The 26,545-nt window shown below is 67.5% G+C and carries 24 protein-coding genes and 1 pseudogene; 12 read left to right on the top strand and 13 right to left on the bottom strand.

The annotated features are described in order from the left end of the window. Positions 1-1,199: 1,199 nt before the first annotated feature. Positions 1,200-2,210, bottom strand: coding sequence for an AraC family transcriptional regulator (locus VL15_RS00685; RefSeq protein ID WP_048242547.1), 1,011 nt, complete (start codon positions 2,208-2,210; stop codon positions 1,200-1,202). A 127-nt stretch (positions 2,211-2,337) separates the two neighbouring features. Further along, the gene (locus VL15_RS00680; RefSeq protein ID WP_048242546.1) at positions 2,338-3,462 is read right to left on the bottom strand and encodes an MBL fold metallo-hydrolase; all 1,125 of its coding nucleotides are present in this window, start codon (positions 3,460-3,462) and stop codon (positions 2,338-2,340) included. An 83-nt stretch (positions 3,463-3,545) separates the two neighbouring features. Between VL15_RS00680 and VL15_RS00675 the strand changes: the two genes are divergently transcribed. Beyond that, positions 3,546-4,199: a TetR/AcrR family transcriptional regulator gene (locus VL15_RS00675; protein WP_048242545.1), complete on the top strand. Its 654-nt coding sequence runs from the start codon at positions 3,546-3,548 to the stop codon at positions 4,197-4,199. Between the two features lie 252 nt (positions 4,200-4,451). Further along, the gene (locus VL15_RS00670) at positions 4,452-4,943 is read left to right on the top strand and encodes a flavodoxin family protein (RefSeq protein WP_048242544.1); all 492 of its coding nucleotides are present in this window, start codon (positions 4,452-4,454) and stop codon (positions 4,941-4,943) included. Positions 4,944-5,054: 111 nt separating this feature from the next. Here the strand turns inward: VL15_RS00670 and VL15_RS00665 are convergent, their stop codons facing one another. Beyond that, positions 5,055-5,639, bottom strand: a complete 585-nt coding sequence (locus VL15_RS00665) for a DUF2889 domain-containing protein (protein ID WP_048242543.1) — start codon at positions 5,637-5,639, stop codon at positions 5,055-5,057. Positions 5,640-6,361: 722 nt separating this feature from the next. Between VL15_RS00665 and VL15_RS00660 the strand changes: the two genes are divergently transcribed. Together VL15_RS00660 and VL15_RS00655 are read left to right on the top strand one after the other, a co-directional pair. Beyond that, complete coding sequence (locus tag VL15_RS00660; RefSeq protein ID WP_048242542.1) at positions 6,362-7,171, top strand: ProQ/FinO family protein; 810 nt, start codon at positions 6,362-6,364, stop codon at positions 7,169-7,171. A gap of 500 nt (positions 7,172-7,671) precedes the next feature. After that, positions 7,672-8,733: a DMT family transporter gene (locus VL15_RS00655; RefSeq protein ID WP_048242541.1), complete on the top strand. Its 1,062-nt coding sequence runs from the start codon at positions 7,672-7,674 to the stop codon at positions 8,731-8,733. A 147-nt stretch (positions 8,734-8,880) separates the two neighbouring features. Here the strand turns inward: VL15_RS00655 and VL15_RS43025 are convergent. The 8 genes and pseudogenes from VL15_RS43025 to VL15_RS00620 form a co-directional block, all read right to left on the bottom strand. Then, positions 8,881-9,102, bottom strand: a pseudogene (locus tag VL15_RS43025) (bleomycin resistance protein); the annotation flags it as partial. Positions 9,103-9,137: 35 nt separating this feature from the next. Continuing rightward, complete coding sequence (locus VL15_RS00650; RefSeq protein WP_048242590.1) at positions 9,138-9,740, bottom strand: nitrogen fixation protein NifQ; 603 nt, start codon at positions 9,738-9,740, stop codon at positions 9,138-9,140. Between the two features lie 84 nt (positions 9,741-9,824). Continuing rightward, a complete protein-coding gene (locus VL15_RS00645) occupies positions 9,825-10,250 on the bottom strand; it encodes a TOBE domain-containing protein (RefSeq protein WP_048242540.1) in 426 nt (141 codons plus the stop codon). Positions 10,251-10,439: 189 nt separating this feature from the next. Further along, positions 10,440-11,945: an efflux transporter outer membrane subunit gene (locus VL15_RS00640; protein WP_048242539.1), complete on the bottom strand. Its 1,506-nt coding sequence runs from the start codon at positions 11,943-11,945 to the stop codon at positions 10,440-10,442. Then, a complete protein-coding gene (locus tag VL15_RS00635; protein ID WP_048242538.1) occupies positions 11,942-12,922 on the bottom strand; it encodes an HlyD family secretion protein in 981 nt (326 codons plus the stop codon). Before VL15_RS00635 ends, VL15_RS00640 begins: the two co-directional genes overlap by 4 nt. A 1-nt stretch (position 12,923) precedes the next feature. Next, positions 12,924-13,136, bottom strand: a complete 213-nt coding sequence (locus VL15_RS00630) for a DUF1656 domain-containing protein (protein WP_039369242.1) — start codon at positions 13,134-13,136, stop codon at positions 12,924-12,926. A gap of 34 nt (positions 13,137-13,170) precedes the next feature. Then, complete coding sequence (locus VL15_RS00625; RefSeq protein WP_048242537.1) at positions 13,171-15,303, bottom strand: FUSC family protein; 2,133 nt, start codon at positions 15,301-15,303, stop codon at positions 13,171-13,173. Further along, positions 15,300-15,779: a MarR family winged helix-turn-helix transcriptional regulator gene (locus VL15_RS00620; RefSeq protein ID WP_048242536.1), complete on the bottom strand. Its 480-nt coding sequence runs from the start codon at positions 15,777-15,779 to the stop codon at positions 15,300-15,302. Before VL15_RS00620 ends, VL15_RS00625 begins: the two co-directional genes overlap by 4 nt. Before the next feature lie 320 nt (positions 15,780-16,099). Between VL15_RS00620 and VL15_RS00615 the strand changes: the two genes are divergently transcribed. The 7 genes from VL15_RS00615 to VL15_RS39015 all read left to right on the top strand — a co-directional run bounded on the left by VL15_RS00615 (position 16,100) and on the right by VL15_RS39015 (position 22,484). After that, positions 16,100-16,960, top strand: coding sequence for an FAS1-like dehydratase domain-containing protein (locus VL15_RS00615; RefSeq protein WP_048242535.1), 861 nt, complete (start codon positions 16,100-16,102; stop codon positions 16,958-16,960). Positions 16,961-17,000: 40 nt separating this feature from the next. After that, positions 17,001-18,164, top strand: a complete 1,164-nt coding sequence (locus VL15_RS00610) for an acyl-CoA dehydrogenase family protein (protein ID WP_048242534.1) — start codon at positions 17,001-17,003, stop codon at positions 18,162-18,164. Positions 18,165-18,176: 12 nt separating this feature from the next. Beyond that, positions 18,177-19,355, top strand: a complete 1,179-nt coding sequence (locus VL15_RS00605) for a CaiB/BaiF CoA transferase family protein (protein WP_048242533.1) — start codon at positions 18,177-18,179, stop codon at positions 19,353-19,355. A gap of 29 nt (positions 19,356-19,384) precedes the next feature. Further along, the gene (locus VL15_RS00600; RefSeq protein ID WP_048242589.1) at positions 19,385-20,761 is read left to right on the top strand and encodes an MmgE/PrpD family protein; all 1,377 of its coding nucleotides are present in this window, start codon (positions 19,385-19,387) and stop codon (positions 20,759-20,761) included. Then, on the top strand, positions 20,758-21,561 hold the full coding sequence (locus tag VL15_RS00595) for an HpcH/HpaI aldolase/citrate lyase family protein (protein WP_048242532.1): 804 nt from the start codon (positions 20,758-20,760) through the stop codon (positions 21,559-21,561). Before VL15_RS00600 ends, VL15_RS00595 begins: the two co-directional genes overlap by 4 nt. 145 nt (positions 21,562-21,706) lie before the next feature. Further along, the gene (locus VL15_RS00590) at positions 21,707-21,994 is read left to right on the top strand and encodes a DUF1330 domain-containing protein (RefSeq protein WP_048242531.1); all 288 of its coding nucleotides are present in this window, start codon (positions 21,707-21,709) and stop codon (positions 21,992-21,994) included. 19 nt (positions 21,995-22,013) lie between these two features. Continuing rightward, positions 22,014-22,484 carry a hypothetical protein gene (locus tag VL15_RS39015; protein ID WP_053077559.1) on the top strand — a complete coding sequence of 157 codons (471 nt, stop codon included), beginning with the start codon at positions 22,014-22,016 and terminating at the stop codon, positions 22,482-22,484. Positions 22,485-22,528: 44 nt separating this feature from the next. Here VL15_RS39015 and VL15_RS00580 read toward each other — a convergent pair whose 3' ends face one another. Both VL15_RS00580 and VL15_RS00575 read right to left on the bottom strand, forming a co-directional pair. Then, positions 22,529-24,229 (bottom strand): dihydroxyacetone kinase family protein, encoded by a 1,701-nt coding sequence (locus tag VL15_RS00580; protein WP_048242530.1) that lies wholly within the window; start codon positions 24,227-24,229, stop codon positions 22,529-22,531. 136 nt (positions 24,230-24,365) lie between these two features. Further along, positions 24,366-25,472, bottom strand: coding sequence for a sigma-54 interaction domain-containing protein (locus VL15_RS00575; RefSeq protein ID WP_048242529.1), 1,107 nt, complete (start codon positions 25,470-25,472; stop codon positions 24,366-24,368). Between the two features lie 477 nt (positions 25,473-25,949). Between VL15_RS00575 and msuE the strand changes: the two genes are divergently transcribed. Beyond that, positions 25,950-26,510, top strand: coding sequence for an FMN reductase (gene msuE / locus VL15_RS00570; RefSeq protein WP_048242528.1), 561 nt, complete (start codon positions 25,950-25,952; stop codon positions 26,508-26,510). Positions 26,511-26,545 lie beyond the last annotated feature (35 nt).

The following is a 26,545-nucleotide window of genomic DNA, read 5'->3' as shown; positions in this document are numbered from 1 at the left end:
AGAGACTGGTCGCCTGACTATGTCTTTTCGCTGATAAAAGTGATTGCGACTACGATCGTTCGGTTTCGTCGATAGCGCCGAGATACGCGGTTGTCACGTGACAAGTCGCCAGAAATTGATCCCTGGTGGTGTTGTCCGTTGCCAGAGAGTCATTGAACCGATCGCGGTTCCGATTGCCGCGACATTGCATCAACGTCCGATGTACAGCCCTTGACCCTCTCCAATCGCTTTGCGCCAGGGTGAGTTGTCACGTGACAAATGCCCCAGAGTGCTGATCAATGGCGTCTTCGTTATACGTCTCAGAGCACGTTGCGATCTACAGAAACAAAGGATGCCGAAAGGGGGGCGCTAAATCTGGGAGGGATTTTCCGGCAATAGGTTGCCGCCAAGCTGCGGTTGGCAGGCGAATCGGTTGGCGAGTTGTCACGTGACAACAGGGCCGCTATACCCGGCAACTCGAGTGGCGAATCGGTATGAGGTACTCGAGTTGTCGTCGTGAATTCGTCCATGGCGAAGAGGTCGCGAGGCATCAATCGATCTGTCGGTCTGAATACTCTATCGCGGTCTACTCGCATTCCCGTGCCAGATGAATGCCCCTGCCGCTTGCCGAACTGCATCCAGGCGAACTCACCGTAGGAGTGATTGATATGGCCCCATTTATAGGAATGCCGCCACCCGGTTTCGTCGCCTACCTTGTCGGCAGGGGAGGGGCGTGGTTTTGTCATGCTGATCCAGTACTGAATCAGCGCAGTTTGGTACCTATCCGTGACGTCACACGCGTGCGGGCCCCGATTGGGGCGCAAGTGCATGCGCTGACGGAGGCGTGCCAACACAAACAGGTCGGATCGTGAAACATTTTCGAGAAATGGGGTATTCTCGGAAATCCTTGTCTGGCAATGACTTGCGCCATATTCTTCATGTTGTTTCACGCAAAATGAATGAGATCACCCCCGGAAATGGGGGCGCATGGCTTTCTCATGTGCTGCGGCCGCCGCGCGAATCGAAAGTGACATGAATTGTATTTTTTGACACGTAATTTATGGTTTTTGATACGTATCGTTGTCAACCCGGCATCGGAGGGCAATCGATTTGCCGCTGGCTCAGTGCATCACGACACCTGGTCGAGTCGCCACTCCGATGTGGAGCGCCGATTTTCAACGCGAGTTGTCACGTGACAACGCCCTGCTCCAGTCCCGCGATCAATACGTTGCCGCGATCGACAGAACGACGTCCGTCCTGCCGCGCAGGCTATCGATATCTCTTCGCGGTGAATTGCCGAACAACCGGCTGTATTCGCGATTGAACTGGGTCGGGCTCGCATACCCGACCCTGAACGACGCTGACGCGGCGTCGAGCCGCTCGGACAGCATCAGCCGACGCGCCTCATTGAGCCGTATCCATTTCTGATACTGCAGCGGGCTCATGCCGGTGAGCTGGCGGAAGTGGTGATGGAAGGTCGAACTGCTCATCTGAACTTGCGCCGCAAGATCGTCGACTCGCAGCGACTCGTCATAGTGGGTCCGCAACCACCGGATCGCGCGCGACACACGATTGCCCTGGCTGCCGGCGGACGCGATCTGACGCAGGCGGGCGCCCTGGTCGCTCGTCAGCAGGCGGTAGTAGATTTCCCGCTCGACGTACGGTGCGAGCACGGCAATGGCGTTCGGGTCATCCAGCAATGCCAGCAACCGGTTCAGCGCGTCGTACAGCGGTTCGGTCATGTCGCCGACGACGAGGCCGCGGCCTGCGGCGGGCTCGTCGTGATCCGGTGCGACCTGCGCCATCAGTTCGGCCATCACGCGAAAATCCAGCTTGAGCCCGAGCCCGAGAAACGGTTTTTCGCGGCTGGCCTCGATGACCTGCGTCGAACCCGGCAAATCCAGTGACGTGATCAGGAAGCGATTGGCGTCGTAGATATAGGCATCGCCGCTCTGAATCATCCGCTTCGCGCCCTGAACGACGAGACCGAAGCTCGGCTCGACCATGCAGTCCATCGGCTGCGTCGGTGCTTCCCTTCGATGGAAACTCAGGTTCGGAATGGCAGTGGTGAGGTGGTCGACGCCTTCGGTCCATTTCGCGACGCGCTCTGCGAGCGTGTGCCGCAGGTCGTTCTCGCGGCTGGTCGACCTGGAGTCTGCTTGGTTGCGTGCGTCGATGGCGACGCCGTCGTCTCGTTGGCTGGGTGTGTATCGGACGGGTGCCGGATGCATGGCTTCTCTATTCAGGGGATCGTGTCTTCAGGCACGCCGCCGACGTGCAGGTGCCCCGGTAACGTCTCTTCCGGAATCGCGGCATTGCCGCGCTCCCGGAAGGAGTGCGCCACGAACGGTGAACCTGTTACTTCGTCGCCTGCGTCGCGCAGAGCTGCCAGCGGCGTGATTTCGTTGCCGGCGTCGTCGCGCGTTCGTCTACCGTGCGCCACCAACGCTCGCCGCGATGCGGTGCGTCGAGATTGAGCCGCTCGCCCATCCTGGGCGTCGACAGCTCGACGCCGCGCACGATCGACAGCGCCGTGACGCGCTCGAACGGCTCCTGCCAGCGATGCATCGCGAGATCGAATGTGCCGTTGTGGATCGGGATCAGCCAGCGTCCGCGCAAATCGATGTGTGCCTGCACGGTTTCTTCCGGCTGCATGTGCACGTACGGCCATTGCGCATCGTATGCGCCCGTTTCGATCAGCGTCACGTCGAACGGCCCGAGGCGCTCGCCGATCGTCCGGAACCCGTCGAAGTAGCCGGTGTCGCCGCTGAAGAACACGCGCAGGTCGTCGTCGACGATGACCCACGACGCCCACAGCGTGCTGTTGCCGTCGAACAGGCTGCGCCCGGAGAAGTGCTGCGCGGGTGTCGCGGTCAACGTCAGGCCGGCCACGTCGACACTCTGCCACCAGTCGAGCTGACGGACCTTCGTCGCGTCGATACCCCATTCGATCAGGCGATCGCCGACGCCCAACGTTGTCACGAACACGCCGGTGGTTGCCGCGAGTGCGAGCACCGTATCGCGGTCGAGGTGATCGTAGTGATCGTGCGACAGGATCACGCCGCGCAACGGCGGAAGATCTTCAAGTGCGATCGGCGGCGCATGGAAGCGCTTGGGGCCGACGCGTCGAAACGGCGATGCGCGTTCGGCGAACACGGGATCGGTCAGCCAGAATTCGCCGCGCAGCTTGAGCAGCAGCGTCGAATGGCCAAGTCGGTACAGGCTGCGATCAGGGGCCGCGTCGAGTTCCGCGCGGGTCAGCGAATCGACGGGCAGCGCGCCTGCCGGCGCGGTATTGCGCGGCTTGTTGACCAGCATGTTCCAGGCGATCCCGAGCGTCTTGCCGAACCCTTCGACCGGACGCGGCGCGACATTGCTGAAGCGCTCGCCATTGTGCTGCGGCGAATCGCTGGACAGCGTGCGGCCGCGCCTGGCGGCCGCAAAACCCAGAATGCGGTGAATCAAAACGAGAGGCGATGCCATGTCGGTTCGTCCGGAGAATAAAGTACACTAAACAGTGTAGTTTATTTTTAGGATAAGTAAACTGCCCGGTGTAAAATTTCCGTATGGATACCAGCACTCCCCCTCAGCGGCTGACCGATCGAAAGCGCGCGGCCATCGTCGATGCGGCCATCGAGGAATTTCTCGCGGCCGGCTATGACGCGACCAGCATGGATCGCATCGCCGCGCGTGCGGACGTGTCGAAGCGCACGGTCTACAACCACTTTCCGGGCAAGGAAACGTTGTTCGCCGCGATCCTGCACAAGCTGTGGGATGCGACCCGGACCGGCAGTTCGCCGACCTATCGCGCCGACGTGCCGCTGCGCGAGCAACTGCTCGCGTTGCTGGACCGCAAATTGCGCCTGATGAGCGACGAGTCATTTCTCGCACTCGCGCGCGTCGCGATCGGGGCGGCCATTCATTCGCCGGAACGCGCGCGCGACATGGTCGAGCGTCTCGGCGAGCGCGAGGAAGACGTGACGGTCTGGTTGCGGGCGGCCGCGGCCGCCGGCCGCCTGTCGGTCACCGATCCGGTGTTTGCCGCGCATCAGTTGCATGGCGTCGTGAAGGCATTCGCATTCTGGCCGCAGATAACGATGGGCCAGCCGCCGCTCACGGCGCCGGAGCAGCAGAAAGTTGCGCACTCCGCTGCCGACATGTTTCTCGCGTACTACGCGCGGTCGGACGACGGCGACGCATCACGCGCCACGCCAGGCTGACCGTTTACCGCGGAAGATCATGCGCGAATCGAAGCCGGAGCCATGCGTACGATCGATGCGCGCTTCGCGCCGACGAGCCGACGAGCCGACGAGCCGACGAGCCGACGAGCCGACGAGCCGACGAGCCGACGTGCGTGCCAACCCGCCGATCCGCACAAGTGAACGCAGAACCGCCTCGACACGTGACGAATAGCCATCCAGCAGATACCGGCCGCCGCCGCCGTACCTGACGCCGAACGCGAGCGACTACGAATGAAGACGCTGTTGATCGTCTATCACACGATGACCGGAGGCACGCAGCAGATGGCCGAAGCGGCTGCCGGCGCGGCGCGTGAGCAACCCGGTGTCGACGTCAGGCTACAGCGCGCGGACGCGACGAGCGCCGCCGACGTGCTGGTCGCCGATGCCTACCTGTTTGCGACGCCCGAGAATCTCGCGGCGATGTCCGGGCTGATGAAGGACTTTTTCGATCGCTGTTATTACGCGGCGCTCGATCGTGTGAACGGCCGCCCGTATGCGGCCATGATCTGCGCGGGTAGCGACGGACAGAACGCGTTGCGGCAGATCGACCGGATCGCGACCGGATGGCGACTGAAGAACGTGGCGCCCGGCCTGATCGTCTGTACTCACGCGCAGACGCCGGAGCGCATCCTCGCACCGAAGACGATCGATACCGATGACCTCGCGCGTTGCGCCGAACTCGGTGCGGGCCTGGCCGCAGGACTCGCGCTGGGCGTGTTCTGACGTCCGGTGTGGCGTCAGCGGCAACCGGTCGACGCGAGACGAGGGCTGCGGCCGTTTGTGCACACAACTCACACGTTCCTGCAGACACCGGACCGGCCGAATGCCGAGTCCTTAGCTGCCTTGTGCCGGCGCCGAAGGCTGATGGTATTCGGGCCAAAGACGCTTCACGAGATCGCGCGATGCACCATATGCATGGCAACTGTCGATCTTGAGCGGCTTTCCTTCGCTGTCGCGGTAGTCGAGCGACGACGGCCGGATGCCGACCATCGTCTGATAGGCCGTGGTGGCGACCGGGCCGAGCAATTCCTTCAGGTGTGTGCACGTATCGCAGGACGGCAGGCGCTTGCGGATCTCGCTGTTCCAGCCGGCACCGATGGTCAGCCCGACGAGCGCCTGCAGCGAGTCGCCGCCGCCCGGGCACTGCGCATACGGGTGCGACTTGATGAAGGTGGATACGGCGCGGACGACCATGTCGACGTCGAAGACCAGCGTCACGCCGAGGTCGTGGATCGGCGACAGTGCCGCGGCCGTCCGCGTGCCGCCCGGCGGCGTGAAATCGCTTGTCTTGCGATCCGCGAGACAGGCCGTCACTTCGAACAGGCCGTCGCTGCGTCGGTAGCCGCGCATGTCGATCTGTCGATGGTGAATCTCCTCGCGCGTGATGCCGTCGTGGAGAATCTCGTGTTGGGGAACCATGAATCCGCTCCGTTTCGTATAACCGGTTCTTTTCGCAGGCAAGAGGGACGCCGCCAGCTGACCGGGTGCGCAGCGAGACGGGCCGAGGTATGCTGCCGACGACGTTGATCCGGCCATACTACGCATTTTCCGGCATCCTCGTCCGCCACGCGATCGATGCGAGCGCAACGAATCGGGGCCGGGTGCCGGTGTAATCGATGGGCGTACGGGCGTGTCGCAAAGACGTTGCGCCGATCCATCGCCGCATGCGGTGCGTCGCTCGCGAACCGGGATCGTTGGCATGTTCGTCACCGCACTCGGGCGACGCGATCGTCCCCGCCTTTGTCGGGCGGAATGCCGCACGGCGGGTGTCGGCAAGCGCCGAAGCCGGGCAGATCGTGTCGCACGAGACTGGCCCGATTTTCGGTGACGGCGGTGAGCCACGTGACATCCGGGAGCGTATCCATATAATGCGCAACACGACCGCGCGGACGCATTTCCGGGCCCCCGGATCGGGCAATTGCAGACCGGCGAGTCAGCCGGCTGCCGCGCGTACCGGTATACTTCCACTCCTGCCTTGTCCGGCATCGTGGCCGGGTGCCTGAAAACAGAGTGGCGTGCACGATGCGGCCCCGCAGTGTTCCGCATCGGAGGCGGACGGGGCGCATGCATGGCGGCGAAGCGGTTGCGCCGCGCGGAATGGCCGCACGAACCACACCTTATATTCCTGGTGGATTGAATTTATGGGTTTTGAACAACTTGCCGAATTGCGGGCGCAGCTCGCAGCGAAGGCCAAGCAGGATCGCAACGCGAAGCGGCCGGCAGCGCCGACGGACGCCGGCGCGAAGCCGAAGTCCGGTGGCGACCAGCCGCCCCGCGGCGCCAAACCGGGTGCCGGCGCGAAAGCATCGCATCGCGCGAAACCCGCTGCGGCGAAGCCGTCGGCGCCGGTCGATCCGGTCATCGTCGCGATCGGCAAACTGCAGCGGAAGTTTCCGCGCGCGTTCCCGAAGAATCCGGCCCCCAAAGTGCCGCTCAAGGTCGGCATTTGGGACGACCTCGCACGCGAGGCACAGTCGGTGGGCCTCAACGAAGCTGAACTGCGCGAAGCGATGTCGACGTGGTGCCGTGGCAACCGCTACTGGTCCTGCCTCGTCGAAGACGCGGTGCGGGTCGATCTGCAAGGCAACGAAGCAGGGCGCGTGACGCATGACGACGCAGCGCGTGCGCGCCGGCTGAAGGCACGCCGCCCCGGCAAGGGTGCGGCGCAATCGGCCAAGGGCGCGCAGCAGCCGCCTAAGGCCGAGCAGCAGGCCGAGGCCGCTGCCGCGCCGCAACCGGCGGAAGCGGAAGCGCAGACAGACTCCGCGGCCGCCGCCGCCGTCGCGTCGCAACCGGCGAACCCGGAAGCGCAGACCGCCGCCGTCGCGTCGCAATCGGCGAACCCGGAAGCGCAAACCGACACCGCCGCCGTCGCGCCGCAACCGGCGAACGCGGAAGCGCAGACCCACGCCGCGCCGCAGGTCGAGCAGCAAACGGCCGGAAACGAGTAACACATGCCGCGCCGCCGTGCGACTGCATGGCGCTCATTCGCATGCATGCCGCATGCGGCGCATGACACGACAGACTGACCTGCCTCGCTCGAGGCAGGTCAGGACTGCCTCCCCGGCGCTCGACTGCCGGCACGCATCCATCCAGCATCAGACCGACAACGCGACCGGACGAAACAGGCCCGTCAACGAGTGCTGTCTGCACGATGCTTCGACGTTCCTGTGTGCGTATGAATAACAAGCATGCCTGAATGCAGTAATGCTCCAATCAAATAATTCGGTTTCCTAAAATATTGATATCGGGATCGCCGATTGGCATGTGAACGATGTCGTCCGGCCATCGTGACACGATGACGCGCGATAATCTCGCCGGGATCGTCAGGCCGAGAGCAAGTCGGCCACTGCGATGCAGCTTTCATTTGGAAAGATGCAGGGCGCTCGCGCCGACCCTATACGACCCGAAGCCACGTTCATCATTTTTCAACATCAATTCAAACCGGATCATGAACCCGAGACATTCCGCGATTTTCGTCGCACTCGCCGCTGCCGCGCTGTTCGGTGCCGCGACACCGCTCGCCAAGGCGCTGATCGGTGCGATGTCGCCGTTCATGGTCGCCGGCCTGTTCTATCTCGGCAGCGGTGTCGGGCTCGGCATCGGGATCCTGCTGCGCGGGCTGCACAACCGTCGCGCACCGGCCGCGGCCGCCGCGCCGCTGCAGCGCGCCGACCTGCCGTGGCTGGCCGGCGCGATCGCGGCGGGCGGCGTGGCCGGCCCGGCCTTGCTGATGCTCGGGCTGTCGAGCACGCCGGCGGCGACGAGCGCGTTGCTGCTCAATCTCGAAGGCGTGCTGACGGCCGTCATCGCGTGGGTCGTGTTTCGCGAGAACGTGGACTCGCAAGTGTTCCTCGGGATGGTCGCGATCGTCGCCGGCGGCACGCTGCTGTCGTGGACGCCGGGCCAGGCCGGCGTGCCGGTCGGCGCGCTGCTGATCGTCGGCGCGTGCCTGTGCTGGTCGATCGACAACAACCTGACCCGCAAGGTTGCCGCGAACGACGCGATGGTCATCGCCTGCGTGAAAGGGCTGATCGCCGGACCCGTGAACATCGGCATCGCGCTGGCGACCGGAGCGACGCTGCCCGCCGTACCGGTCACGGCTGCCGCGATGCTGACGGGGCTCGGCGGCTACGGGATCAGCCTCGTGCTGTTCGTCGTCGCGCTGCGTCATCTCGGCAGCGCGCGTACCGGCGCGTATTTCTCGATCGCGCCGCTGTTCGGCGTCGTGCTGTCGCTGCTGATCTGGCCCGCGCTGCCGCCGGCGACGTTCTGGATCGCCGCCGCGCTGATGGCGGTCGGCATCTGGCTGCACGTGCGCGAACGGCACGAACACACGCATGCGCACGAGCGGCTCGAGCACACGCACCGGCATCGGCACGACGAACATCACCAGCATACGCACGACTTCGCGTACGACGGTGACGAACCGCACACGCATCCGCACGTGCATCTGCCGATCACGCACAGCCATGCGCATTTTCCGGACATTCATCACCGGCATCGACATTGATTGCGTGATGAACGGCGGGCGGCCACATCGCATGCGATGCGCGTCGCAAGGTGACCGTTTATGGGGCGTGCGTCGAATCGCGCGCCCGCCCGTTTCCATCGCCGCTCGATCGCGACAACGACAGCGGGTGCGACCCTGGTCTTCCGTCTGGATCAACCGGATCAGCGCACCGTCCGGGTCGATCAGTGCGCCGATCGTGCCGACCCAGGCTTCGCGTGTCGGCCGGTGCGCGCGCGGCCTGCCGCTTGCTTGCTCCGGAATGCCGGCCGCGAGCACGTCGTCGAAGAACGCGCCGACATCCGCCAGCCGGAAGCAGCAACTGAACCGGCTCGTCGCCGGATCGAGTTCGGGGTGCGGAAAGAATTCCAGTTGAAACGAATGGGCCGCGCAGGCTACCGCGACGGTTATCGCGCTTGCGGGAAGCAGAAGCCGAAATCCTCGCAGCCGGGGCATCCGGGTGCGGGCCCTGGTGGCATGCCGAGCGATGCGGCCACTTCCTGTGCAAGGAATTTCTTCCAGCGCAGGTGAGCGACGTTGCGCGCGGCGAGCACGGGGAAAAAGCGATCGAGCATCGCCGATACCGCGTCGCGCCCGTCGAGTCCGAGGTCGCGCCACAGATGGTCGGGGCGCAGGCACGCATGCGCGATGATCGACGCGAGACAGTCGGCGTCGTCGCGGGGGGCGGCGGGATTCGCGTCGTCCATCAGCCGCGCGTGCAGCGTCGCAACGAATGCCGCGTGGGTGGAGGGCCGCAGTGCGATCGCGACCGTCGACACGAGTGCGACGGCATCGGCGGAAGGCAGGCGCGGAAACTGGCGGGCAAGCAGGCCGGCCAGTTGCGCGTGAGACAGGCCGAGCAGCGCGAGTTCGTTGCGGCACGCGCGTGCCGCAACGAGGGCGCCGAACAGGCGTGCGTCGGGCGTGTCGGCGTTGGCCGCCACGTGCAGCAGCGACGGCAACGCCCGGTCATGCGAGGACGGTTTCGCGCGATCGGGTTCGGTCGTCATCGTGCGCACCCGCAGGACAGCCGGGCCGCACGATCCGCGCGAATACGCGGCGCAAAACGGATCGCCATCGCGATCGTCACGCGATCACTCGACGCCGACGATCACGCTCGATGCCTTGAAGATCGCGGACGCGGCCGTGCCGCTCGCGAGGCCGAGACGATCGACGCTGTCGTTGGTGACGATCGCGACGATCTCGGCGCCGCCCGCGGCCTTGACCACGATTTCCGAATTGACCGCGCCCTTCACGACCGACGATACGGTGCCCGCGACGCAGTTGCGGGCCGACACCTTGCTGCTGTCGACGTCGACCATCACGATGACCGACGACGCCTTGACGAGCGCGAACGCCTTCGTGCCGGCCGCGAGGCCCAGCGAAGCCGCGCTGCCGTGGGTGATCACGGCGACGATGTCGAGGCCGTCCTGCGTGCGAAGCGTGATTTCGTCGTTGACGGCACCGGGCTTGACGGCATCGACCTGGCCGGCGAAATGGTTGCGGGCGCTGGTTCGCATGATGGATCTCCGGAGTGGATGTCGCTGCCGGACCGGCAGCGAAAGATGAATGGAATGCATCGGCGAGTTTACCGCCAATGCGGGCGTCCGTCGCCCTCCGGATGCTATGGTGCGAATCACGAAAACCCCTTTGTACAAGGCGTTTTGCGACGCTGGCGCTATATACCGAAGTCTATGACGCCCGGGGTATTACTCGTTCGCCGCGGGTGCCGAAGCGGTGTGCGCGGCGTGCGCGGTGTCGGGCCCGTCCTGCGCGGTCGCCGCGTGGTCGCTGTCCCATCCGCCGCCAAGCGCGAGGAACAGCCGCACCTGGTCGGCCGCGACTTGCCCTTCGGCCGCGGCGACCTGCGCCTGCACGCTCGTCAGCGTGCGTGTCGCGTCGAGATCGGAGATGAACGATTCGCGGCCGGCCGCATAGAGGCGGTGCGTTTCGTCGGCGGAATTGCGCGCCGAGTCGTAGGCCGTGCGCAGCGCGTCGGTGCGCTGCACGTCGGCGGCATAGGTCGCGAGGCTCGACTGCGTTTCGCGCAGCGCGTTCAGCACGACGCCGTCGAAGTGCGCGAGCGCGCCGCCCGTCGCCGCTTCGGCTTCGCGCACGCGTGCGCGCTGGCCGTTGACGGGGAACGACCAGCTGATCAGCGGTCCGAACGACCAACGATTCGTGGTCGACGAGAACAGGTCGGCGGCGACGCCGACCGAGCCGGCCGACGCACCGATGCTGATCGACGGGTACAGCGCGGCGGTGGCGACGCCGATCCGTGCGGTCGCGGCGGCGAGCTGCCGCTCGGCTTCGCGCACGTCGGGGCGGCGGCGCAGCAGCGCGGCGCCGTCGCCGATCGGAATCGGCTGGCGCAGCTTCGGCAGGCGTTCGCATTCGGCGACGGCCTTCGGCAGGTCGGCCGGCGAGCGCGCGAGCAGCGCGGCGAGCTGGTATTGCGCGACCTTGCGGCGACCTTCGAAGCGCGGGATGTCGGCGGCGAGCGTGCGCACCTGCGTCACGCCGCGCGTCACGTCGGTCTGGTTGCCGCGCCCGGCATCGCGCAGCCGCTGCGACAGCGCGACGCGCTGCTTCTGCAGCGCGAGCGACTGTTTCGCGACCGCCAGCTCGTCGCCGGCCGAGCACGATTCGACGTACGCGCGCACGACGTCGGCGACGACCGTGATACGCGCCAGGTCGCCGGCCGCCTGGACGGCCTCGCTGTCCGCGCGCGCGGCTTCGACGCCGCGCCGCAGCTTGCCGAACAGGTCGATCTCGTACGACACGTTGATGCCGACCGCGCCTTCGTTGACGACCGGCAGCTTGTTTTCGAGCAGGTATTGCTCGGCCGATTCCTGCGCGCGCTGCACGGCCGCATCCGCGCCGCCCGAGAACCCGCCCTGCTGGTTCGCGACTTCCAGCGCCGCGCGCGAGCGCGCGAGGTTGGCCGCAGCGACGCGCAGGTCGGTGTTCGACTTCAGCGCGGCGCGCACGAGTTCGTCGAGCACGGGATCGTCGTACAGTTGCCACCAGTTGCCGGGCACGGCGTCGCGCGAGACGAGCGTGCCGTTCGCGTCGTCGAGCGCATGGTTCGCGAGCGGCGCATTGACGTACGCCTGCTGCGGCAGCGCGTAATCGGGGCCGACGGACTTGCACGCGCCGAGTGCGAGCGCAAGCGGCGCGAGCGCCGCCGCGAGGCGCAGACCGTGCTGTTTCATTGCGACGCTCCCGCCGCGCTGGCGGCCATCCCGGAAGCCGTCGCGACCGGCGTGGCCGCCGACGGTGCGCTGGCGCCGGCAGCCGGCTTCGCGTTGTCGTTGCGGCGCGTGTCGGATGCGCGCATCGAGACGGTCGCGGTGCGGCCCGCGATCATCCGGAAATCGTCGGGTACTTCGTCGAGCACGACGCGCACCGGCACGCGCTGCGCGAGCCGCACCCAGCTGAACGCCGGGTTCACGTTCGGCAGCAGGTTCGCGCCCTGCGTGCGGTCGCGATCCTCGATCGCGGCGACGATGCTCTGCACATGGCCGCGCAGCGTATGCGGCTCGCCCATCACGATGATGTCGACGGGCTGGCCGATATGGATGCCGCGCAGCTTGGTTTCCTCGAAGTAGCCGTCGACGCGGAACGAGTTGCGGTCGACGACCGACAGCACCGCGCGGCCGGCCGGCACGTATTCGCCGACGCGCGGCGCGCGGTCGTTCAGGTAGCCGTCTACGGGACTCACGATCGTCGTGCGCTGCAGGTTCAGCTTCGCGGTGTCGAGCGACACCTGCGCATCGGCGACGGCGGCCTCGCCCTGTTCGACGCGCGTGCGGCTTTCCTCGACCTGTTCGCTCGCGACCAGGTTGCCGAGCTGCAGGTTGCGCGCGTATTCGCGCTTCGCCTGTGCGAGCGTCGCACGGCGCTGCGCGAGTGTCGCTTCGGCGAGCCGTTCCGCGAGCGTGTAGCGGGCCTGGTCGATCACGAACAGCACCTGGCCGCGCTTGACCTCCTGGTTGTCGTCGACCTGTACCGACGTGATGAGGCCCGACACGTCCGGCGCGACCTGGATCACGTCGGCGCGCACGTGCCCGTCGCGCGTCCACGGCGAGAACATGTAGTAGTTGATGATCCGCCACAGCACGAGGCCGGCCACGACGACGACGATCAGGGTGAGCAGGATTTGCCCTGCCGAGAGCCAGGTTTTTTTCACGTTAGGTAGCCACGAGATGGTGGGAAACGATCACGACGGCGGCAAGCACGAACACATAGATGCCGAGGTCGAAGATCGAACGGTGCCAGACGAGGCGGTAGAAGCCGACGCGTTCGAGCACCGCGCGCACGACGATGTTGATCAGGTACGCGATCAGCATCAGCACGAGCGGAGCCGGCACGAACACGCCGAAGATGTCGATTTCGCCGATCATGGTCGCGGTCGGAAAGACAGGTTGGGAAGCCGGGTCATGCGCGTGCTCCGTCCGGCGCCTGCGGCGCTTGCCCGGCCGAGGCCGGATACAGCGACAGGCGCAGGCCGACGAGCGCGTGCAGCGTGTCGCGCAGCCGGCGGTGGGTCGCGGGCGTGGCTGGTGCCGCGGGCGTCGTGCCGTCGTCGGCCGGCGCCGCGCGCGGCAGGGTGCGGCCGGCCACGCGGCGCAGCGCGTCGTCGATCGTCGCGAGCAGCGCCGGCGGCGCGGGCTGGCGCGCGTTCGCGGCCGCGCAGCGCGCGTAGTGGTCGGTCACGCCGGCCAGCACGCGGTCGATCGCGTCGGGCACGTCGCCCGACAACCGGCGGCGCGAGCGGCGCAGGTCGAGCGCGTTCAGCGCGATACGCAGGTCGCGGAAGCTTTCGATCGACGGGTGGCGGTGGTCGTCGGACGCACCGAGGCGCGGCAGCAGCTGCGTGACGCGATCGAGCATCCGCGATGCATGGTTGCGCTGATCGTCGAGCGGCTGCGTCGACGCGGAGCGCGCGACATCCTCCCAGCCCGAGCGCAACAGGCGCCGCACTGCGAGTTCCGCGCCGAACGGCCGCGTCGCGCGCGTCCACACATAGGCGAACAGCAGCCCGGCGACGCCCGCGAGGTTGCTGTTCAGGAACACGAAGAAGTCGGCCTCGTACGCGCTCTGGATGCTGATGAAGGTGGCCGTGTTTACCGCGACGAGCATCGTCACCATGTTGAACTGCGGGCGCGGCAGCAGCGTGCCGATCAGGATGAACGGGCCCGCGAACATCAGCACGAGCATCGCGAAATCGTGCACGTGCGGCAGCACGACGAACAGGTACAGGCCCGCGAACACGACGCTCGCGGTCGTCGCGAGGAAGAACTTGAACACCAGCGGCGCCGGTTCGTCGAGCGCGGCGAAGAAGCTGCACGATACGGCCACGAGCGTGACGGCGGCCGCACCGTCGTGCCAGCCGGACGAGATCCACAGCCAGCACGCGAACACGATCGCGAGCATGACGGTCAGCGTCGAGAACAGCATCATCCCGCGATCGAAGAAGCGCTCGGTGCCGCCGAGCCGCCAGTGCCGGTAGCGCGGCTGCCAGACGCCGGCCTCGTTCGCGATCAGCGCGCGCAGCGAGCGGCAGTCCTGCCAGATGTCGATCACCTGGCGCAGCCGCCACAGCGCATTCGACAGCAGCGCGCCGTCCCAGCTCGCCAGCGCGCTGTCGGGCGGCTGCAGCGCGGCAATGCGTTCGCGCAGGTTGTCCGCGACCGGATCGTGAGCCATGTCGCCTTCGGTGCCGGATTTCACGGCCGGCAGCGGCGCGTCGAACCACTTCGCGGCGTCGGCCAGCAGCGCGTCGAGCGCGGGCGGGCGCACGTGCAGGTCGCGCATCAGCGCGATAAGCGGATCGGCGAGCGACGACATCAGCGGCAGGAACAGCTGCATGCGGCCCGCGAGCGCCTGCGCACGCGCGAGGATGCGCGGATGCGCATGGTCGTAACCCAGCTGGCTCAGCAGGAATTCGAGGCCGGTGATGGTCGCCGCGAGGCGCTGCCGGCACGCGGACAGCGCCTTGCCGGCGATCTGCCCGGACAGCGTTTCGCGACCGTAGAACGCGGCGTCCTTGAACCACGCGTCGGTGCGTTCGATCAGCATCGGCGCGAGCCGGTTCGGGAAGATGGCGCTGCCGACCACGCTCGCGCACACGATGCCGAGCACGATTTCCTCGGTGCGCGCGATCGCGACGTCGAAGATCGTGGACGGATCGGTCACGGTCGGCAGCGCGACCAGCGGCATCGTATAGCCGGCGAGCATGAACACGTAGCTGCGTGCGGTGCGGTCGGAGATCGCGAGGTAGAGCAGCGTGCCGCACCAGGTCGCGACGATGATCGCGAACAGCAGCGGCGTCTCGACGAACGGCGGCACGAACAAGATCGCGGCGGCCGCGCCGAGCGCGGTGCCGAGCGCGCGATACAGCGCCTTCGAGCGCGTCGCGCCGACGAACGGGTTCGACACGATGTAGACGCTCGCCATCGCCCAGTACGGGCGCGGCAGCTGGAAATACAGGCCGAGGTACAGCGCCAGCATCGACGCGGCGAACGTCTTGCCCGAAAACAGCCAGTCGCGAAGGCTCGGATAGGTCATGGCGCGGTGTGACCGGAGTGGGGCGTGCCCGCCGCGGGCGCATGCGATTCGGATGCGTTGAACGCGTCGAGCACGCGCAGCGTCGCTTCGAGATCGGCGCGCGTGACACCCTTGAGCACCTGCGCGCGCAGCGTGCGCAGGTCTTCCTCCATCTTCGCGGTGACCGCGCGGCCGGCGGCCGTCAGCGAGATCGTTTTCGCGCGGCGGTCGTGCGGATCCTCGTCGCGGCGCGCCAGGCCGGCCGCGCACAGCTGGTCGAGCAGGCGCACGAGCGACGGTCCTTCGATGCCGACGTGTTCGGCGAGCGCGCCCTGCCGCACGCCTTCGCCGAGGCGGCCGGCGATCAGGAGCGGCGTCGCGCAGGCTTCGGACACGTTGTACGCGTTCAGCACGCCGTCACTGGTGCGGCGCCACTTGCGCGCGGACAGCACGAGCAGGCTGCTGACGGCGAGGCGGAGGTCGTGCAGATTGGTCATGGGCGAGATGATAGGGGCAAAACAATTCGATAGCAAACTATCGGTTTTTGTCACCCGGATGACACGTCGCACGCGGCGCGGCCGGCCCGTCTGAAGCAATTTAGGCGGCGTGCCGGGGATGGTCAAACTGTAAGGTTGGCGTGCGCGAACCGCGCGCGGCCGGCGCGGCGACTATATTGAATGGTCAGACGAGATCCGTCCGGCCGGGCAGCGCGTGCCAGTTAAGCAAATTCGAAGCCCCGGTTCGGGAAAGCCGACTTCGCGAAACGGCGCGCGGCGTGCATATTGGGGACATTGCAAGCGCACCGGAGACTCCGCACGTGTCGACCTCATCCTCGCAACCCACCGCCGCCGCGTCGCTCGACGCGTGGCTCGGCAAGACCGAAACGCTCGGCGACGACATCACCGCGTTCCCGCTGAACGCGCTGGCCGCCACGCTCGACCGCGCGTCGCCCGGCGATGTCGTGCCGCCGATGTGGCACTGGCTCTATTTCCTGCCCGTCGCGCCGCTGGCCGAAGTCGGCCCCGACGGCCACCCGAAGCGCGGCGGCTTCCTGCCGCCCGTGCCGCTGCCGCGCCGCATGTGGGCCGGCGGCCGGCTGACGTTCCATGTGCCGCTGCGCGCGGGGCGGCGCGCGACGCGCGAATCGACGATCGCGAATATCGAGGACAAGACGGGCCGCAGCGGCCGGCTCGTGTTCGTGACGGTGCAGCACCGGATCGAGTGCGACGGTGCGCTGTGCGTCGAGGAAGAGCACGACATCGTCTATCGCGATGCCCCGCAGCCGGGAGCACCGATGCCGAAGCCGGTCGCGGCGCCCACGGGCGAGACGTGGACGCGCACCGTCACCGCCGACGCGGTGATGCTGTTCCGCTATTCGGCGCTGACCTTCAACGGTCACCGTATCCACTACGACCGCAGCTACGTGACGCAGGAGGAGGGTTATCCGGGGCTCGTCGTGCACGGCCCGCTGATCGCGACGCTGCTGGTCGATCTCGTGCATCGCGAACGGCCCGACGCGACGCTCGCGAGCTTCGCGTTCCGCGCGGTGCGCCCGACCTTCGACGGGCAGCCGTTCACGCTGTGCGGCAAGCCGTCGGACGACGGCGGCACGATCGAGCTGTGGGCGAAGGATCGCGACGACTGGCTGACGATGCAGGCCACCGCGACTCTCGCATAACGCACACCCCGCGTTCCCTTCCATTCTTCGACAACGGACCATGCAGACGACGCAACAAGATCAGTACCAGGACATCCGCGAAGCGGTGCGCGACCTGTGCAGCCAGTTTCCCGGCGAGTATTTCCGCAAGATCGACGAAGCGCGCGATTATCCGGACGCGTTCGTCGATGCATTGACGAAGGCCGGCTGGCTCGCCGCGCTGATTCCGCAGGAATACGGCGGCTCGGGCCTTGGGCTCACCGAGGCATCGATCATCATGGAGGAGATCAACCGCTCGGGCGGCAACTCCGGCGCGTGCCACGGACAGATGTACAACATGGGCACGCTGCTGCGCCACGGCTCGGCTGAACAGAAGCGCGCGTACCTGCCGAAGATCGCGAGCGGCGAACTGCGCCTGCAGTCGATGGGCGTGACCGAGCCGACCACCGGCACCGACACGACGAAGATCAAGACGACCGCCGAGAAACGCGGCGACCGTTACGTGATCAACGGGCAGAAGGTGTGGATCTCGCGCGTGCAGCATTCGGACCTGATGATCCTGCTCGCGCGCACGACGCCGCTCGCCGACGTGAAGAAGAAATCGGAAGGGATGTCGATCTTCGTCGTCGATTTGCGCGAGGCCATCGGCCGCGGGCTGACGGTGCAGCCGATTCCGAACATGGTCAACCACGAGACCAACGAGCTGTTCTTCGACAACCTCGAGATTCCCGCCGAGAACCTGATCGGCGAGGAAGGGCAGGGCTTCCGGTACATCCTCGACGGGCTGAACGCGGAGCGCACGCTGATCGCGGCCGAATGCGTCGGCGACGGTTACTGGTTCATCGACAAGGTGTCGCAGTACGTGAAGGAGCGTGTCGTGTTCGGGCGCCCGATCGGGCAGAACCAGGGCGTGCAGTTTCCGATCGCGCGCGCGTTCGTGAACGTCGAGGCCGCGAGCCTGATGCGCTTCGACGCCGCGCGCCGATTCGATGCGCACGAACCGTGCGGCGCGCAGGCGAACATGGCGAAGCTGCTCGCGGCCGATGCGTCGTGGGAAGCCGCGAATGCGTGCCTGCAGTTTCACGGCGGCTTCGGCTTCGCGTGCGAATACGACGTCGAGCGCAAGTTCCGCGAGACGCGGCTGTACCAGGTCGCGCCGATCTCGACCAACCTGATCCTGGCTTACGTCGCGGAGCATATCCTCGACCTGCCGCGCTCGTTCTGACGGAGGCCGACGATGAGACCCCTCGACGGCATCAAGGTGATCACGCTCGAACATGCGATCGCGGCACCGTTCTGCACGCGCCAGCTCGCCGATCTCGGCGCGCGCGTGATCAAGATCGAACGGCCCGGCAGCGGCGACTTCGCGCGCGGCTACGACGAACGCGCGCACGGATTGTCGTCGCACTTCGTCTGGGTGAACCGCTCGAAGGAGAGCCTGACGCTCGACGTCAAGCAGCCCGACGCGGCCGCCGTGCTGAACGCGCTGCTCGCGGATGCCGACGTGCTCGTGCAGAATCTCGCGCCCGGCGCGGCCGAGCGCCTCGGCCTCGGCTACGACGTGCTGAAGGACGCGCATCCGCGCCTGATCGTGTGCGACATCTCGGGCTACGGCGACGACGGTCCGTATCGCGACCGCAAGGCCTACGACCTGCTGATCCAGAGCGAAGCCGGGTTCCTGTCGATCACCGGCGCGCCCGGGCAACCGGCGAAGGCCGGCTGCTCGATCGCGGACATCGCGGCCGGCATGTATGCGTACACGAACATCCTGAGCGCGCTGCTGATGCGCGGCCGCACCGGTGAAGGATGCCGGATCGACGTGTCGATGCTGGAGAGCATGGTCGAGTGGATGGGCTACCCGCTCTACTACGCGATCGACGGACAGAGCCCGCCCGCGCCGTCGGGCGCGTCGCACGCGACGATCTGCCCGTACGGCCCGTTCCCGGCCGGCGACGGCAAGACCGTGATGCTCGGGCTGCAGAACGAACGCGAATGGAAGCTGTTCTGCGCACAGGTGCTGCGCCAGCCCGCGCTCGCCGACGATCCGCGCTTCAACGCGAATTCGAAACGCCATGCGGCGCGCGATGCGGTGCATGCGCTGATCGTCGACGCATTCTCGACGCTGACGGCCGCGGACGTGATGCAGCGGCTCGACGCGGCCGGTATCGCGAACGCGCAGATGAACACGCTCGACGACGTGTGGCGGCACCCGCAACTGAAGGCGCGCGAACGCTGGCGCAGCGTCGACACGGCGGCCGGCCCGATGCCCGCGCTGCTGCCGCCCGGGCTGCCCGACGGCATCGAGCCGCGGATGGACGCGGTGCCGGCGCTCGGCCAGCACACCGACGCGATCCTCGCCGAACTCGGCTACGACCGCGCGCATATCGATGCGCTGCGCGCGAACGGCACGATCTGATTCTGCTTCCACGACCCACGATGATGAGCATGCTTCCCGCTCCCGGCCTCACGCTCGCGACCTTCGCGTCGCAACTGCGCTTCGACGCGATTCCTGCCGACGTCGTCGCGCGCACCGTCAATCTTTATGTCGACTGGCTCGGCTCCGCGCTGGCCGGCAAGGGCGCGCGCCCGGTCGAGACGATCGCCGCGTTCGCGCGCCGCGCGGGCGGCTCGCCCGGCGGGCCCGGCACGGCCGACGTGCTGATCGACCGCACGCGTGCGACACCGTATTTCGCGGCGATGATGAACGGCGCGGCGTCGCATTTCGCCGAGCAGGACGACGTGCACAACGGTTCGGTGTTCCATCCGGCGACCGTCGTGTTTCCGGTGGCGCTCGCGCTTGCGCAGGCACGCGGCGCGAGCGGGCGCGCATTCATCGAGGCGGTGGTCGTGGGGTATGAAGTCGGCATCCGCGTCGGCGAGTTTCTCGGGCGTTCGCACTACAAGGTGTTCCATACGACCGGCACCGCGGGCACGGTGGCGGCAGCCGCGACGGCCGGGCGGCTGCTCGGGTTGTCGCCGGAACGGATGCTTGATGCGTTCGGATCGGCCGGCACGCAGGCGAGCGGGCTGTGGGAATTCCTGCGCGACGCGGCCGATTCGAAGCAGCTGCATACGGCGATGGCCGCCGCGAACGGGCTGATGGCGGCCGAACTCGCGCACGACGGCTTTCGCGGCGCGACGCGGATTCTCGAAGGCGCACAGGGGATGGCGGCCGGGATGTCGACCGATGCAGAACCCGCGCGGCTGACCGACCGGCTCGGCGAACGCTGGGCGACGGCGGAAACGTCGTTCAAGTATCACGCGTCGTGCCGCCACACGCATCCGGCCGCCGATGCGCTGCTCGCGGTGATGGCGCGCGAGCGGCTTGCCGCGACGGACATCGAAGCGGTCGTCACGCACGTGCACCAGGGGGCGATCGACGTGCTCGGCGCGGTCACGGTGCCGAGCACCGTGCATCAGGCGAAGTTCAACATGGGCACCGTGCTCGCGCTGGCCGCGTGGCATGGGCACGCCGGTGTCGACGAATTCGAGCGCGAGTACGCTGCCGCGCATATCGCCGCGTTCCGCGACCGCGTGTCGATGGCGTTCGACGATGAGGTCGATCGCGCGTATCCGGTGCGCTGGATCGGCAAGGTGACGGTGACGACGCGCGACGGCCGCACGTTCGCGGGCCGTGTCGACGAGCCGAAGGGCGATCCCGGCAATACGCTGTCGCGCGACGAGATCGCGCAGAAGGTGCGCACGCTCGCCGCGTTCTCGGGCGCCGCATCGGCCGGCGAGGTCGAGCGGCTCGTGGCCGACGCGTGGCAGGTCGCGTCGCGCGACGCGCTCGGCACGCTGTTTCCGGAGGGTTCGGCATGACGGCCGCATCCGCCCGTTCGTGGCTGTTCGTTCCCGGCAATCGCGCGGAGCGCTTCGAGAAGGCGCGTGCGGCCGGCGCCGACGCGGTGATCGTCGATCTCGAGGATGCGGTGCCGCCGGACGGCAAGGCGGCGGCGCGCGATGCGGTCGTCGCGCATCTCGATGCCGCGCGGCCCGTGTGGGTGCGCGTGAATGCGGCAGACACCGCATGGTTTGCCGACGACATCGCGGCGATCGCCGCGCATCCGGGCACGGCCGGCGTGATGCTGCCGAAATGCGACGCGCGCGCGCAGATCGATGCGGTGCTCGCGCACGCGCATCGCGCGCTCGAACTGCTGCCGATCGTCGAGACGGCGACCGGCATGGCCGGGCTCGATGAAGTCTGTACGTCGCCGCGCGTCGTGCGTGTGGCCTTCGGCACGCTCGATTTTCAGGTCGACCTCGGGATCGACGGCGACGGGGAGGAGTTGAACGCGTTTCGCTCGCGGATCGTGCTGGCTTCGCGGCTCGCCGGCATCGCACCGCCGGTCGACGGCGTGTCGACGATCATCGACGATGCCGATGCGATCGAACGGCATGCGCGCTACGCGCGGCGCTTCGGCTTCGGCGGCAAGCTGTGCATTCATCCGAAGCAGCTCGACGCGGTGCATCGCGCGTATGCATGGACCGATGCGGAGCGGGCGTGGGCGCGGCGCGTGCTCGAAGCCGTCGACGCAAGCGGCGGCGCGGCGGTCGCGCTCGACGGGAAGATGGTCGACGCGCCGGTGATCCTGAAGGCGCAGCGCATCCTGCGCGGATAGGCGGCCGGCGCAATCGCCGGCGGGCACCTATAATTCTCACGACCGGCGCGCGGCACACCGCCATGCCCGGGACGGCACATGCAGCCGGCGGAACGGCAGCGTGCATCCGATCTCCCACCCATCGCACAAGGAAGGGGTACGTATCTTGGCAACCTACATCGTCTTTACGCGGGAAAGCACGCAGGACCAGCACGAACTCGATCTCTACCAGAGCAAGGTCGGCGCGACACTGGCCGGTCATCCGATCAAGGTGCTCGCCGCTTATGGCCCGCAGGAAACGCTGGAAGGCGAAGGGCCGGAGGGTGTCGTGATCGTCGAGTTTCCGTCGAAGGAAGCCGCGCACGCGTGGTACCACGGCCCCGAATACCAGGCCGTCGTCCAGCACCGCTTCAAGGGCTCACGCTATCGCGCGGTGCTGGTCGAGGGCGTTTGAACGCAACGCGTGACGCGTCATGAACGCGACGACGTCGTCTCCTGAATCGGTCCGCCCGCCGATGGGCCGCGCCGCCACGACGTTGCTGGCGATCAGCCTGCTGCTCTATCTCGTCGCGATGTTCACGGCGCCGTTCCGCACGGGCGCGCCGCAACCGCATCCGTGGGCCGACGGCTGGCAGGTGCTGCTGACGGGCTGGATGGGCGTGCTCGCCGGTATCTACGCGTGGCTCGCGAATCCGCTCGTGCTTGCGGCCTGGTTGCTGACGGTGAAGCGGTATCGCACGCAGGCGGTCGTGCTCGCCGTGCTGGCGCTGCTGTTCGGGATGAGCTTCCTGACGCAGCATCAGATCCTCGTCAACGAAGCCGGGGACGTCGAACCCGTGCATCTCGATGCGATCGGCTACTGGTGCTGGCTTGCGAGTTTCGGTGCGGCCGCGGTTGCCGCCGCGCTGTTGCCGGGGCGGACGACGACGCGCACGGCAGGCTGAGTGATGCGGGCGGCGTGGCCGGCCCGCATCGCACGCGCCGCGGTTTACCGCACGTGCGGCTGCAACGCGCGCAACCAGTACGACACCGCCACGGCACCACCATCCGGCGTGCCGATCGCGCGCTCGCCGAGATAACTCGCACGCCCCGCGCGCGGCGTCATGTGCGCGGTTTCCTGTGCGCCCAGTTCGGCGGCTTCCACGGCCGCCGCCCATGCGCTTGCGGGATCGCGATCGTGGTCGAGCGCACGGTCGAACGCATCGGCGGCCGGCACCAGCGCATCGAGCATCGTCCGGTCGCCGGCATGCGCACCACCCAGTTCGCTGATCGAATCCACCGCGCCGCGGAACGCCGCGGCCCAGTCGCGCGCCGACGGCTCCGCGATATCGGCCAGCCGGCGCGACGCGCGCAGCAGCGCGGTCGCATAGAACGGCCCCGAACTGCCTGCAATCGCACGGCGCAACGCGGCGCCGAGTGCCGCGAGCGCACCGGCCGGCGTGCCGTACGCGGTTTCTGGCAATTCGAGGATCGCCTGCGCGGCGCGCAGCATGCTCGCGCCGAGGTCGCCGTCGCCGGCCGCCGCATCGAGGTCGGTCAGCGTCTGTTCGTGGTCGATCAAGGTCTGCGCGACCGCGTGCAGCGCAGGCTGCAGTCGCGCGGCCCAGGCGCGGCCGGCTGCATCGAGCGGCGGCAGCGGCGCGTCGTGCGAATCGGCCGCGGCCACGCGGATCCGCGTATTCACGGCGCCGCCGCCCGGCCATGCGCGCGCCTGCGTCGGCGCGTCGAGCAGCGCTGCACGTTCGTCGTTCAGCCGCAGCACCGAAATCGAGCAGCCGGGCATGTTCAGCGCCGACAGGAACGTGCCGGCCCACGCGCGCGCGACGACGATGCCGCGCCGGCTCAGGTTGTCGTACGCGGTACGCAGCACGATCGCGAGCTCCATGTCCGGCGTCGCGCCGAGACCGTTGACGAACAGCGCGACGCGTTCGCCGCTGTCGAGCACGAGATCGGCGGCGATGCTCGACAGCAGCGTGTCGACCAGCGCGTCGGCCGGCATCGGCGCGCGGCGTTCGACGCCTTTTTCGCCGTGGATGCCGAGGCCGAGCTCGATCTCGTCGTCGGCGAGGGTGAAGCCTGATTTGTCGGCGCCCGGGATCGTGCAGCCATCGAGCGCGACGCCCATCGTGCCGAGCTCGGCCGCCGCGTCGCGTGCGATTCCCGCGACGCGGGAGAGCGGCAACCCGCGCGCGGCGGCCGCGCCGGCGAGCTTGTGGATCAGCACGGTACCGGCGATCCCGCGTCGCTGGCCGCGCTCGACGCGGCCGCGCAGCGATACGTCGTCGGCGACGATCACGGTCTCGACCGGAATGCCTTCGGCCCGCGCGAGTTCGGCGGCGAGCCCGAAATTGAGCCGGTCGCCCGTGTAGTTCTTCACGATCAGCAGCGCGCCGTTCGGGCCGGCGCTCGCGCGGATCGCGGCGAGCACGGCGTCGGTGGACGGCGACGTGAATACTTCGCCGCAGACGGCCGCGCTCAGCATCCCTTCGCCGACGTAACCGCCGTGCGCGGGCTCGTGGCCGCTGCCGCCGCCGGAGAGGATCGCGACGGGCCGCTGCGCGGGCTCGGGCAGCGGCTGGCGGACGAGCACGTGCTCGTCGCCGAGGATCGCAAGATGCGGCGATTGCCGCGCGATGCCTTCCAGCATTTCTCGCACGACATCGGACGGACGGTTCACAAGCTTTTTCATGGCGACGGTTCCTGACGGGTGAACGGGGCGCGGTCGGGCCTGCACTTCGCGCCACGATACATCAGGTCGGGTCGTCGTTGCACGGATCGCGGGCGCGATCGTGCGGTGCCGGCGCGGCGGCCCGCGCCGGATGCGGCTACTTCGCCGCCGCGATCTCCTTCGCGCGGATCAGCCGCGCGCGCAGCACATTGCGGCTGATGCCGAGCAGCCGTGCCGCCTGGATCTGGTTGCGGTGGCTGAACTCGAACGCGACGCGCATCACGGTGTCCTCGATGCGTTCGAACAGGTTGCCGTGCCCGTCGTCGAACAGGTCGTGCAGCGCGCGTTCGAGCGCGTCCTGCGCACCGGCGGACGAATCCGGCGCACGTGGGCCGGCGGCCGGCACGCACGGCGATGAAATGTGCAGGTCGGTGTCTTGCAGCGACTCGTGGCGGCTCACGAGCAGCGCATGATGAATCACGTTCTCCAGCTCGCGGATATTGCCGGGCCAGCTGTGCGCCTCGAGCCGTCGCTCGGCGCGCGGATCGATGTTGCGCGGCCCGTAGCCGAGGCGGCTGCGGTAGTCGTCGAAGAAGTGGCGCGCGAGCGGCAGGATGTCGCCCGGCCGCTCGCGCAGCGTCGGCACCGCGAGCTGCACGACGTTGAGCCGGTAGAACAGGTCGCCGCGAAAATGCCCGGTCGCGACCGCCTGCTGCAGGTCGACGTTGGTTGCGGCGACCACGCGCACGTCGATCGGTATGCCCGTGCGCGAACCGAGCCGTACGACCTCGCGCTCCTGCAGCACGCGCAGCAACTTGACCTGCATCGACAGCGGCAGGTCGCCGATCTCGTCGAGAAACAGCGTGCCGCCGTTGGCGGCTTCGAACCAGCCCGGCTTCGCGCTGAACGCGCCCGTAAACGCGCCTTTCTCGTGGCCGAACAGCTCGCTCTCGACCAGCGTTTCGGAGAACGCGCCGCAGTTCACGGCGACGAACGGCCCGCTGTTGCGGTGGCTGAGGCTGTGCGCGTGGCGCGCGATCAGTTCCTTGCCGGTGCCCGTCTCGCCGACGATCAGCACGTTCGCGTCGCTCGGCGCGACGAGGCGAATCCGTTCGAGCAGCGCGACCGAACGCGGATCGACGAATACCTGCGCACGGGCGCGGATCGGTGCCTGACGCGCGGGCAACGTCAACACGGGTGCGCCACGGGGCGCGGTGACGACGCGAAGGTTGAGCGGGCGCGGCGATGCGGAATGGGATGTCATGGCGGTGAACCGTTGGATGGCCGAGGGAAGCGATCCCGTGTCGATGGGTGCCGTGGTCCGGCTGCTGCGTGGTCAGCAGAGTGTTCACCGTTTCGCTGCGCGCTGAAAGTATCGATTTCTGATAACCAAAGCGCGATTGGCGCGCAGCGTGAAACGGTGCGGGAGAGCGAGGGGGGCATGCTGTCAATGCAGCGTATTCGACGCGATGGCGCACGACACCCTGCTGCCTGAGCAGCAGCGCGCAAGCGAGACTGCTTCTCCTGGTTCATCACGCCATGAAATATCGATGTGACACCTGCGTCGGAATGCTAACCACGATCGCGCATGTGAGCGAATGCGTTGTCGGTTGGGCGATCGCGTGAAATTTCGTGATGCAGATGATCGTCCCGACACACTCGCATGTGAATGGCACGCTCCTTGCTCACCCGAAGCGGTATCGCCGCATCGATACGCGGCTCGACAACGGAAACGCATCGGATGAGCCACACCCTCAACGTGGTCGCGATATCGGGCGGCCTGCAACGGCCGTCACGCACGCTGGCGCTGATCGGCGCGATCGTCGCGGCGCTCGGCGCCGCGTTGCCGATCGATACACGGCTGATCGAACTCGGCGAGATCGGCGGCCGGCTGGCCGGCGCGCTGACGCGCGCGCAGGTCCCGGCCGATCTCGAAGCGCTGATCCACGCGATCGAGACGGCCGATGCGCTCGTCGTTGCGAGCCCCGTGTATCGCGCGTCGTACACGGGCCTGTTCAAGCACCTGTTCGATCTCGTGCGTCACGACGCGCTCGTCGACGTGCCCGTGCTGCTCGCCGCCACCGGCGGCAGCGAGCGTCATGCGCTCGTGATCGACCATCAGCTGCGACCGCTGTTCAGCTTCTTCCAGGCACGCACGCTGCCGATCGGCGTGTATGCGTCCGAAAGCGATTTCGATCGATATGACATCACGAACCCGGCGCTGCGCGCGCGCATCGCGCTTGCCGTCGAGCGCGCGGTGCCGCAACTGCGCCCGCATGCGCTTTCCGCCGCGGCCGCGTAGGTCGCTTCCGTTTCCCCACCCGATCAGGACATCTT

The organism is Burkholderia cepacia (assembly GCF_001039005.1).
Lineage (GTDB): Bacteria > Pseudomonadota > Gammaproteobacteria > Burkholderiales > Burkholderiaceae > Burkholderia > Burkholderia theae.
The sequence above is the reverse complement of the archived record's forward strand: the minus strand, read 5'-3'. Positions and strand labels throughout refer to the sequence as shown.